Annotated in this window: 8 protein-coding genes and 1 tRNA gene; 2 read left to right on the top strand and 7 right to left on the bottom strand. The window is 34.9% G+C overall.

Annotated elements, in window-relative coordinates; translation table 11 throughout:
* Positions 1–26: 26 nt before the first annotated feature.
* Positions 27–926 (bottom strand): DMT family transporter, encoded by a 900-nt coding sequence (locus OPS21_RS05615; protein ID WP_264337071.1) that lies wholly within the window; start codon positions 924–926, stop codon positions 27–29.
* 156 nt (positions 927–1,082) lie between these two features.
* Positions 1,083–1,271, bottom strand: a complete 189-nt coding sequence (locus tag OPS21_RS05610; RefSeq protein WP_264337072.1) for a hypothetical protein — start codon at positions 1,269–1,271, stop codon at positions 1,083–1,085.
* A 421-nt stretch (positions 1,272–1,692) separates the two neighbouring features.
* On the opposite strand from OPS21_RS05610, the gene OPS21_RS05605 reads away from it, so the two are divergent.
* Both OPS21_RS05605 and gatC read left to right on the top strand, forming a co-directional pair.
* Entirely contained in the window at positions 1,693–2,613 is a 921-nt protein-coding gene (locus OPS21_RS05605; protein WP_264337073.1) for a ribose-phosphate diphosphokinase, read from the top strand.
* Entirely contained in the window at positions 2,603–2,956 is a 354-nt protein-coding gene (gatC, locus tag OPS21_RS05600) for an Asp-tRNA(Asn)/Glu-tRNA(Gln) amidotransferase subunit GatC (RefSeq protein WP_007302647.1), read from the top strand. Before OPS21_RS05605 ends, gatC begins: the two co-directional genes overlap by 11 nt.
* Before the next feature lie 38 nt (positions 2,957–2,994).
* On the opposite strand, the gene OPS21_RS05595 is transcribed toward gatC, so the two are convergent.
* From OPS21_RS05595 to OPS21_RS05575, 5 genes are all read right to left on the bottom strand, one after another.
* On the bottom strand, positions 2,995–4,251 hold the full coding sequence (locus tag OPS21_RS05595) for a Tol-Pal system protein TolB (protein WP_026092717.1): 1,257 nt from the start codon (positions 4,249–4,251) through the stop codon (positions 2,995–2,997).
* A 446-nt stretch (positions 4,252–4,697) separates the two neighbouring features.
* Entirely contained in the window at positions 4,698–6,332 is a 1,635-nt protein-coding gene (locus OPS21_RS05590; RefSeq protein ID WP_265027595.1) for a ribonuclease J, read from the bottom strand.
* Between the two features lie 169 nt (positions 6,333–6,501).
* The gene (gene dnaJ, locus OPS21_RS05585) at positions 6,502–7,620 is read right to left on the bottom strand and encodes a molecular chaperone DnaJ (protein ID WP_264337075.1); all 1,119 of its coding nucleotides are present in this window, start codon (positions 7,618–7,620) and stop codon (positions 6,502–6,504) included.
* A gap of 82 nt (positions 7,621–7,702) precedes the next feature.
* Positions 7,703–7,780: transfer RNA gene (locus tag OPS21_RS05580), tRNA-Arg, on the bottom strand.
* 852 nt (positions 7,781–8,632) lie between these two features.
* Complete coding sequence (locus OPS21_RS05575) at positions 8,633–11,692, bottom strand: phosphoribosylformylglycinamidine synthase subunit PurL (protein WP_264337076.1); 3,060 nt, start codon at positions 11,690–11,692, stop codon at positions 8,633–8,635.
* Positions 11,693–11,751 lie beyond the last annotated feature (59 nt).

The raw sequence follows: 11,751 nt of genomic DNA, 5'->3' as shown, positions 1-11,751 counted from the left end.
TAGCTTAGCATCTAAAATAAATACCATTAACAATTATAAACTTTTGTTGTTAGATTATTTTTCTTAATTGCCTTACCTTCCGAATAAGCTATAAATAAGGTTGATGGTATTAATATCAAAGTACCATATAAAGCACTTTTATCAGGTAATTCATTAAATATAACGTATGTTACTATTGCAGAAATTATTAGCTCTATGTATCTATACGGTGCAAGTGCAGTAGCATCAGTAAGAGCAAAAGCTTTTAACATGAAGAACAGAATTAGGTTTGAACTTATTCCTAAAATCAGCAGTAATACTAACTCCAATAAGGAAGGCATATGCCAATAAAATAACAAAGGTGGAGTAGAAAAAATAGTTGTCGTTAGAGCTGAATAAAATAACATACTTATTACTGACTCTTTTATTACAAGTTTCTTATTAAGTATATCCAATATAGCAAAGATCAATGCAGATACAATAAAAATAAGAATTTTAGGATTAAAATCTTCACTATGAGCTTTGGTAGTAATAGCAATACCAACAAAGCCAATAACAGCTACTATCCATCTTTGCCAAATTATATTTTCGTTTAGCAAAGGGATTGCAAGAAGTATAACAAATAATGGTATAGAAAAACTTATAATCGTTGCAGTTACTATGGGGAAAACAGTCAACCCGTAAGTCCATAAGGTCATTCCACAAAACAACAACCCACCCCTGGTTATTTGAGTAGATATTTGACTTGTTTTAAAAGTTTCTATTCCATAGTAAAATATAAAAGGTACAAGGGTAATAGTGGTAAACAGAAAGCGGAAAAAAATTATTTCAAAACTCTGAAGATGTAAACTTAGATATTTTGATATAGTATCATTAGCTACACTACTAAGTAAGCTAAGTATAAACCAGATAACCCCAAACAAATAAGCTCTCAATCTGTAATCCATAAAGCTTCTGATTTAATAGATACGATGTACTCATATAATTTTACTACAAAACTAATAATATAAAAGTTTTCTGATGTACGTCCCCAGAATGTGATCGTAAGGGTTCATTATAAATAATTCGGGAAATTTCGTCTCTTTTGCAGCAGGTCTATAGAATTATACAGAGTATTTTATCTTCCAATACAGGCAATCTTGACGTTCTTCCATGGCATTTCTTCTGTTCTTGAACTTTTTCCCACTCTGGGCGCACTTTTCTACAATCTTTTCGAATTCTTCTATTTTCAAACCTGTTACATCTCGAAAATTTCTCGGATGTTCTTTTAGATTATGGTAGTTTAAGCTCATCTTCCCTCTCTATTCTCTTGCTATACCTCCCTATTTTATAACCATTCCCACTCTTTTGCAGCAGGTTTAAAGAAATACTAAAGGCAAAAGATACGCTTGCGTAGTTCGAAAGCTTTCTATAGGATAAGTCTCATCTGATTTACAAATAGAATTGTTATGTTAGATGTTTGCTATTTATTCTTATTATTCTTAAGCTCATTTTAACAGCATTTTGCTTTTTTTAGTATGTAGAGGTTTTCTAGGAATTATCCTATTGAATTCTATGATATTATTTTTTGTAACATTGTTATACATATCATGATAAGAAAGCTAGTGAAATGTTTCGAGTAACTTTTTCTTTTCTATGAGCTACTTGACGGCAAGAATAAAGTTTTAATCATTCCATGGTTTCTGTATAATTTTCAAAACTTAATTGGTATATATGAAGGTAATAATAGGTAGCGCTAGTAAACGATTAGGAGATTCAATAGCAAGTGGGCTAAATGCTCAGCTATTACCTACTCAGGTATCAAGATTTGCCGATGGTGAGGTAAATGTAGAAGTAGCAAATAATCTACATAATCAAGAAGTATACGTAGTACAATCTCTTTCTTCTCCTGTAAATGATAACCTTATGGAGCTTTTGCTTACAATTGATGCAGCAAAGAGGTCAGGAGCCAAGAGAATAACGGCTATTATTCCTTATTACGGATACAGTAGGCAGGATAGGGTTATTAAAAACAATAATATGCAATCTGCTTTAAGTGCTAAATTAACTGCAAATCTTATTCAAACAGCTGGTGCAAACAGTGTTGCTGCTATTGATTTGCATTCAAGTCAAATTGAAGGTTTTTTTGATATACCAGTTACTAATCTAAGCTGTTTTGAAGTATTTGTTAACTCTATATACAAGGAAAACTTGGCAATAGTTGCGCCTGATGTTGGAGCAATTGGCAGAGCTCGTGCTTTTGCAAAGATTTTAGAGGAAAAATACAAGTTAGATAATGATATTGTTGTAGTAGATAAATATAGAGAAAAAGCAGGTACATCTGAGGTAATGAATGTAATCGGAGAAGTTGCAAACAAAAATTGCGTCATTGTTGATGATATAGTTGACTCTGGCGGAACATTATGTAATGCAGCTCTTGCTTTAAAAAACCGAGGAGCAAAGTCTGTAGTTTCATGCATTACACATGGAATACTTTCAGGAAATGCAGTTGAGAAAATCTCTTCCTCTTCTCTGGATAAATTAGTAATTACGGACACCGTATTTCACAAATTTGAAAAAAATGATAAGATAGAGGTTGTTTCAATTGCAAATATTTTAATTTGCTTTATGCAAGGAGGTAAGAGTGCCAGCTAGATCAACAGAAGATGTTATCACTTCGTTAATAGAATTTGCAAATAAGAGAAAAATAACAATTACTAAAGAAGAAATGCTTAAAACTGCACAGCTTGTGAGGATTAAGTTATCCGATGATGAGATTCAATACTACTCAAAAGAACTGACAATGCTGGATTGGATACATGATACTTTGTTGAAAGTTAATACTGAAGGTGTTTCTCCTATGCGTTATGGAACTATAGATAAGGATATTCATGTACGCGATGATATTATAAATTCTCAAAACATTAAAGAAGAAATATTATCCAATACAAAATCGGAGCATGGGTATTTCGTAGTACCGAAGGTTATAAACGATTAAGATAAAGCAAGATTTATAACGATTTTATAGATCTACTTTCAAAAATAAGACCAATCTGGTAAAGAAGCATTCGTTGGAGTAAAAACCATTTTTTGATTTTTCTTTACTAAATCTACTAAATATAATTTAGAGTTGCTTGGTGATTCTGCGTTAGTGAAGATAATTTCTCTGCCATTTGGTAGCCATGCCGGAGATTCAATTTTATGTCCCTCTGAAAGCAAGCGCTCTTCTTTGCCATCTGGCTTCATAACTCCTATGTAAAATTTTCCTGACTGAATTTTTGTAAAAGCTATCAGATCTCCTTTTGGCGACCAAACAGGTGTAGCATATCTTCCATTTCCAAAACTAATTCTCTTGGGTTTTTTGCTTTTTTTAGTGAAATCTATGATATATAGTTGCTGACTTCCACTTATATCAGAACTAAAAACCATGTACTTTTGATCTGGAGACAAAGAGGGAGAAGTACTTATAGCTGAACCTTTAGTAATTTTTTTTGTTCGTTTACTGTTTAAGTCTAGAGATAATATATTTGTTTCACCACTCAATGAGTGGGAAATAAAAAGAGATTTACCATCAGGAGAAAATCTTGGTGCAGAAATAACTCCTTCAAATGCGCTGATTATTGATTCAGTGTTATCTTTTAAATTTTTTAATATTATATAACTTTTACCATTTGTGTATGAGATATAAACAATACCCTTTCCATTTGGTGAAAATCTTGGTGTTGACACAAATTTCTCACCATTTGTTAAGTACTTTATATTACTTCCATCTTGATTCATCACAGCAATTTTACGGACGGATTTGTAATTGCTATCTTTTTCTTCAGCGATATATGTAATTTTTGTATTGAAATGCCCTTTCTCACCAATCAATCTATCATGTATCAGATCTGAAACAAGATGACTAATTTTCCTCCAGTCTTTTGCTAGAAAAACAACCGACTGAGTAAGCAATTCTCTGTTTGTAAAGCTGTCAGATAAACGAAAAGATAGCTCTAAATTTCTGTTTGATACTTCACTTAAACTTACTGTGACTACAGTATCGCTTTTCCAAGACTCAACTTTCGCGTCACGTTTCACATTAAATAAGCCACAATTAGATAGATTTGTTTCAATTACTTTTGTGATGCTTTCACTTAGCTCACTTTCCACTTCTGTCTTGCATGCACATTTAGATACAACAAGATCAATATTACCAATATTGCTTTTTTTTATATCAACATATAAAACAGCTTTTGTGGAATAAGGAATAAATAACGAAATAAATAACACCAGTTGAACGAATAGCTTCATTAGATTTCTTGCATTACCTCCTGTCATCTCAGCAAATAGCTTACTTTTGAAGTTAAACTGCATGACAGTAGAGTAAATCAATTTCTGCAGTACTTGACACTGGAATCCAGAAATTTGACTGCAAGTAAGTGCACTGAGGTGGCAAGCATAAAAGTAGCTGTTTTATTCTAAAATAAACGTCTTTGACAAGGTTGCATGAAAAACTGGATTCCAGTTTCAGAGCACTGGGATGACACCCTACTGGTGGAGATTGCTCTAAAACTACAATGTTTGCATGGGCGTTGAGATGGCACCCTTCTGGTAGATTCAAATCACAATGTTTGTATAGTTGTGTGATCTGACACTGATTTTTTTTTACGGATTCCAGTATTGCATGCTGAAATAACATCAAAGAATACATTGTTAACTTCTTACTCAAATAATGGTTAATAAAAAAAGGTGTATTTCTATACCTGTTCTATCTGGACTTCAATTATAGGTCTTTTTAGTAAATATTCTTTTAAGATACTAAATATTGAGCTCTCAATTTTATTTCTTATTTTTTTTATCGGCTGTGAGTCAAATGCTGACTCAACCTTCTTTATGATCTTTTGCATAATGGCTGCATCTTTTTGCGCTTCGAAAACACCAGGTGCAAATACTTTTGGCTTAGCAAGCAGTTTATTTTTCTTGTTTACAACTGCTGTCACTACGATAGCTCCGGCATCTCTCATTCTCTCACGCATTTTTATAACGCTGCATTCTGGATGACGGAGTAACATACCATCAATACCAAAGTAGTCGACATCAATGGAGCTAACTTTTTCCCCATTTTCCAAATTAACAATATCACCTGGTGCAATCATTATTGCTTTTTTCACACCGCACTCTTTAGCAAACTTTACATGTGCATCCGTATGAATATACTCACCATGAACCGGAATAGACATCTTAGGTTTTATCAAAGAATACATTTCCCTTAGCTCTGCTTTTACTGGATGTCCGGAAGCATGAACATTCTCTGTTTTTTCAGTAATAACTTCCACTCCCATCTCAATAAAGGCATTGAGCATGTTATGTGCACGAGTTTCATTGCCAGGAATGATTTTTGATGAAAAGATCATGGTATCACCTTGCTGCATTTTAAATGCTTGATGACTCTTAGCGGCAAGTCTTGCGGTAGCTGCCAGTGGCTCACCTTGACAACCTGTGCAAAGTAGCACCAGCTTTTCCCTTGGAAAATTTACTGCCTCCTTTGCTTCTAGAAACTCAGGAGAATCAGTTAAATAACCACTATCCTGAGCAACTTTCACTATTCTCCATAAAGATCTGCCAAGTAAAACCACTTTTCTATTTAGTGCTTTTGCAGCTTGGCTTATTGTTTCAATTCGCGCCACATTCGAGGCAAATAGCGAGACAGCAACCAATTTTTTAGACCGCTTTATTATATTGTAAATATTATCATAAATTTCACTTTCTGATTCAGGGTCGTGTTTGCTCAGTATGTTTGTTGAATCACAAATTGCTGCAAGTAGATCACCTTTATCGCCAATTTCTTTTAAACGCTCTATATTAGAAATTAATCCAACAACAGGTTTTGGATCAAATTTCCAGTCCCCAGTATGAAGTGCACTACCTGCTTCAGTGCTAATTAATATTGAATTTGCCTCAGGAATTGAGTGAATTACATTTATAAACTCAACGGTAAAAGGACCCAAATTTATGCTGCCATTTATGTCTACCTCTTTCACAGGTACCACACCTTCCAATCGAAACTCCTTTAGTTTCTCCTTGAGAAAATTAACTGTAAACTTTGTTGTATATATGGGACATTGCAAATCTTCCCACAGATGAGGCACTGCACCACAGTGATCTTCATGTGCATGTGTAATTATTATTCCAAGCAAATCTTTTTTTCTTTGAGCAATAAAATCTACATCAGCAATGAGTAGCTCAACACCTGGCATAGTTTCATCTGCAAAACCGATACCAAGGTCGATCATAATCCACTTGCCTTGATAATGATATAGGCTAACGTTCATCCCAATTCTTCCTACTCCTCCAAGAGGAAGAAATAAAAACTCATTTTTGTTTATGTTCATTAATTTTAAATTATTAAAATGCGAGGATAGCAAAACTTCGACCTTAAATAAAGGAATTTATCACTTTTGCATAACTTAAAAAAATCTTTTCACTAAAAGAGAAGGCTTTCAAATTGGTAAAAAGAATTAAGTGTAGACAGCTACCTCTTTATATCATTTAGCAAATTTCTCATTTTTTTTTTACTTTTCCAAAGAATCCTTCAGATTTCTGCTCTACACTTTCATGTTCCCCTTCCTCAAGCGCTTTTAATAGCTCAATCTGCTTTTGGGTTAAATTCTTTGGATTTAAAGTCTCAACTATTACCTGTACGTATAAATCACCACGAGCATGTGAGTTCATATATGGCATACCCTTTTCCCTACAACGTAGTTTGGTACCAGTTTGAGTGCCTTCAGGGACCTTTACTTTTATTTTAGCTCCATCAATTGATTGAATATCGATTTCACCACCAAGTACTGCTAGTGTCATTCTTATAGGCACTTTACAGTGTAAATCTGCTCTATTGCGAGTGAAGATCTGATGAGTAGCTATTTTCACACATACGTATAAATCTCCGCTTTTTCCACCTCTTGCTCCAGCTTCTCCTTTACCACTGACCCTTACCTTAGCTCCTTCTTCTATGCCTTTTGGAATTGAAACGGAGATATTTACTTCATCTCTTTTACGTCCACTTCCACCGCATTTCTTACATTTATTTTGTATTATTTCTCCTTCCCCATAGCATGTAGTACACGTTCTTTCAATGGTAAAAAAGCCCTGTTGAGTTCTAATTCTACCGCTTCCCTGGCATGTGTTGCACTGAACTGGTTTGATTGCTCCTTCGCTACCTGTGCCTTGGCATGTATTACATTTTATATTTGTCACATAATGTATAGGTGCTTGTATTCCTTTAAATGCATCTTCCAAGGTAATTTTAAGGTCGTAGCGCAGATCTGCTCCAGATACTCCTGTTGTACTTCTTTTTGTTCTTGACCTACTTGTACTGCCGCCGAATCCTCCACCAAAAAAATCGTTAAATATATCGCTAAAATCCCCTCCAGCTTGGCTGAAATCAAATCCACCGGAAGCACCATCGTGACCATAACGATCATAACCTGCTCTTTTTTCAGAGTCAGATAGAACTTCATATGCAGCTGTTACTTCTTTAAATTTTTCCTCTGCTTCCTTATTACCAGGATTTCTGTCAGGATGATATTTTAATGCTAGTTTTTTATATGCTTTTTTTATCTCGTCAGTACTAGCATTTCTGCTCACTTCTAGCAGATCATAGTAGTCTTTTTTGTTCATATATAATAGCTCAGTATTTTACCTTTGAAGATAGGTATTACATATATGAATTTCAAGTATGACCTCTATTTCCTATAAAATATGGTGCACCCTGAGCGACTTGAACGCCCGACCTTTTGATCCGTAGTCAAATGCTCTAATCCAACTGAGCTAAGGGTGCTTGCACAAAGCTGACTTTAACAGATTTTATAGCTTATTTCAATTGGTTTAGCTAAAAATAAAACTCTTATCATGTATGAAACCTGTAAGAAATTGTACTAGCTCTCTTAAAGGATAACTTAAGTTAACAGTTTCCAATTACTTTGATTTTAGAACCGCTATCCGAATAAGAGCTTTTCACATTATACTGCCAAGCTGCTAACAAATAGCGGAATGACGGTTATAGTTAAATCTAAACTATTTTGGCTATATCAGAAGACGGGTTATGCAGAAACCTTAAAATACTTCTTGCTTGCCAAGGAGAATAAATACATTCCTACAAACAAGCAGATACTCAATATCGATGCATAGGAAAACTTGAAAATTAAATCTTTAATATATATTGATAAGCATTTACCTGCAGAAATTTTGTATAGTAGTCCAACACAAATAATCGTACTATCAATGACCGATGCTATAATTAAAGTGATGAAATTTGCCATATGAAAATTCAATTTCGACTTTAATTCTTCAAAAACAACTATGCTTGAGAGAAGAGAGATTAAAATTGCAGTATATAGAACCAGTATCATAAAACTAAAATTTTGCAATTTAAAAAGACAGCATATCACTGTACACACTATTAAGCTGTAAGTAGCTTTGCTTCTACCATAAAACTCAACCATTGAGTTTACAACTAAAGTAGCTCCCACAAATAAGGCAGCACATATCATTAATTTATTTGAAGTGTTAAGTAAAGAAAGACTGATAAGCAAGAGTATTGATAAAATGGACATAATCACCTACCCAAATTTAATAATATGCATTTATTTTAATCAGACATTACACATAATGAAAAATTTGTCTAGCGTAATCAAAAGTTATTTAAACTAGTACCTAAGTCTTTCAAATCTATTCTTATAATATCCTTTATATTGAGAGCTTTCTCCTCTGTCACTTTTCCAATACATGAAAAAACTATACCTTTAAACAATTCTTCAAACTTCCGCTGATTTTGCGGGGCAATGGTTACTAATATTCTACTTTGCGATTCAGAAAACATTATTATCTTGTTTATTATGTCTGTATTTTGTGTTTTTCCTATTGGTACTAGTGAAAGATCAATTTCAGCACCAAGGTCTCCTGCAATTAGCGATTTTGCCAAAGCAATAATTAAGCCGCCTAAGTTTGGTGCAATTGCAGAGACAATTATGCCATCTTTTATTGCCTGGTTGTAACGTTCATACAACTTCCTAGCGCTCTTTGCATTAACTTTTGGCACGTTGTTATTATCTATTCCACTATATAACTGATATTCAGATCTACCAAGCTCATCGTGGGTTGTACCAAGCACATATATCAAGTCCCCTGGCATTTTCACATCAAGCGATACCGCATTTTCAATATTTTCTATAATTCCAATTGCTGAGATGAGTAATGAAGGTGGTGCAGAGATTATCACTTTCTCGCCATTTTCATCATATCCCTTGAAGTCATTGAACATACTGTCTTTTCCGGATATGAATGGTGTTTTAAATGCAGTTGCAAAGTTGTAACAAGCCTCTGCAGCTCTCTTTAGTTGCCACAATCTTTCTGGATTATAAGCATCACACCAGCAAAAATTATCGAGCAACGCTAGATGATTTATATTTCCTCCTGCAGCTACGTAGTTGCGTATGGCAGTGTCAATCGCACATGCTGCCATGTGATAAGTGTCAATTTCTCCATAACTTGAGCCAAATCCCTGCGATTTTACAACACCTTTGTTTGAAGAAAGGACTGGCCTCGAGACAACAGCTTCGCTGCACACTCTTCCCTTGCCTTGCAGTGGTTTCAGTATTGACGATCCTTGAACCTCATGGTCATATTGCACCACTATAAACTCTTTGCTGCGTATGTTTGGTCTGCTTAGCATTTCTTTTAGTTCAAAGGTGTCATGCAAGTAGCTGAGACTGGAATCCATTTCACGCTCAGCTCTACCATCGTATGGGTTTTGGCGTAAAATGTTTGCAGGCTTTACCTGCTGGATCCCAGTGTCAAGCACTGGGATGACAGGAAAGGATACAGCAGACTCCTTAGACCACGGTTTCGTCTGTAAATGCACTTTGGGATTACCGTCATGCAGAAATTCAGTTTCGATGTCCATTATTACTTCTCCTGGGGGACATTTAACAACGGCTTTGCCACTTTTGTTGAATTCTCCAATTACACAGACCTCCACATCATGTGTTTTCATGATTTGCTTAAACGCAGGAAGATTTTCTTCTGGCACTGCTAAGGTCATTCTCTCTTGTGATTCTGATATCCATATTTCCCACGGAGCCATACCATCGTTTTTAAGGAGAACCTTGCTCAAATCAACTTCAAATCCGTCTTTTCCCATTTCACCAATGGACGATGATAGACCGCCTGCTCCATTATCCGTTATTGCATTATAAAGACCAAGATCTCTTGCTTTTACGACGGCGTTGGATAATTTTTTTTGTGTTATAGGATCACCAATTTGCACAATTGTTGAAGGGCTGTTTCCCGACAATGCCTCTGAAGAAAAAGTTGCACCGTGAATTCCGTCCCTTCCAACTCTTCCACCAATAATTACGATTTTATCACCGTTTTTGGGTTCTTTTATGTGTGAAGGTGCATTATTTATATTCCGTGGAATAATTCCGATGCTTCCAACAAAAACTAATGGCTTTCCACAGAATCTATCGTCAAAGTATACCGATCCAAGTTGCGTTGGAATACCGGAGCAATTACCAGCAACATTAACACCGTGAATCACTTCTTTCATTATATATTTTGGTGGTAAGATTTTATCAGTACGCTCTTTATCTCTATAAAGTTTGCCTTTTGATTCTTTGGCAAAGCAAAAGTAATAAGTATTCATGATAGGTTCTGCACCTTTGCCAAAACCGACTACATCTCGATTAACTCCAAGCACTCCAGTCATTGCTCCACCGAACGGATCGAGAGCTGAAGGACTATTGTGAGTTTCAACTTTATCTACAATCAAGTAATCGTCATCAAAAATTATTCCTCCTGCGTTGTCGGAGAAAACTGACACGCATATGTTAGAATTTATCTCACGCGTTGCACGCTTAATATAATGAGCATATAGACCATCTTTTATTTCATCAATAGGGGAGCAAAAAATATTGTGTTTACAATGTTCAGACCAAGTCTGTGCCAGAGACTCAAGTTCAATATCATATGGATTTCTACCGAGTTTTTTAAAGTAATCCTTTATAGCTTTCATTGATGCCAGCGAGAGCCCTAAAGTGCCATTACCATCGATTCCATCTCTGCTGATTTTTTCAAGCTCTTGGTCACTTACATTGAGTTTGACAGATTTTGCTCCATTATTACCTGGTGTCATCCCAGTGCTTGACACCGGAATCCATTCTTTTTTTTCCTGGTCACGCGCTGTAATGACACCAGGTGGGGTATTTGGTTTACTGTAATACTTCCAATGGCAATTGCCGTTTTCTTTATAGACAAGTGTGCAATATTCAGTAATAGGATTGAATTCCTGTTTTATGTCATCTTCGATTGGAAAACCTCCTTGACTTAGAATCAATTTTGAACTTCTTGCCTTGATAGAAACACTTTCATCAATGTGGCCTTTGCTCATTAGATATTCTCTAACAATTTGTTTTGCCGTGTTTCCTACGTTATCGGTCATGCCAGGTAAAAAGCTTATCTCCAAGCCCCACTTTGCTTGTGATTCTATGAAATCATATTGAACTTCTTCGAGATTTTTGTTGTAAGAATAATAACAACAATCTTGTATGACTTTATTATAAAATAATTCACAAATTTCTTCGTATAATTTTAATGGTAGTTCTTTGCTTATGTAAATCGAGTAAATGTTGACTAGCCACCTGTGGCTAATTTGCTTACATTTATTTAAAACTTCTATTCTGATGTTCGTCATGCAATATTATTAAAAAATTTGATATATAATAACATAAGAAAGTGAGAGCACATTTATAT

Origin of the sequence: Wolbachia endosymbiont (group B) of Chorthippus parallelus (genome assembly GCF_947251815.1) — a bacterium.
GTDB lineage: Bacteria > Pseudomonadota > Alphaproteobacteria > Rickettsiales > Anaplasmataceae > Wolbachia.
Note: the sequence above shows the minus strand (reverse complement) of the source record. Positions and strands in the feature narration are given on the sequence as shown.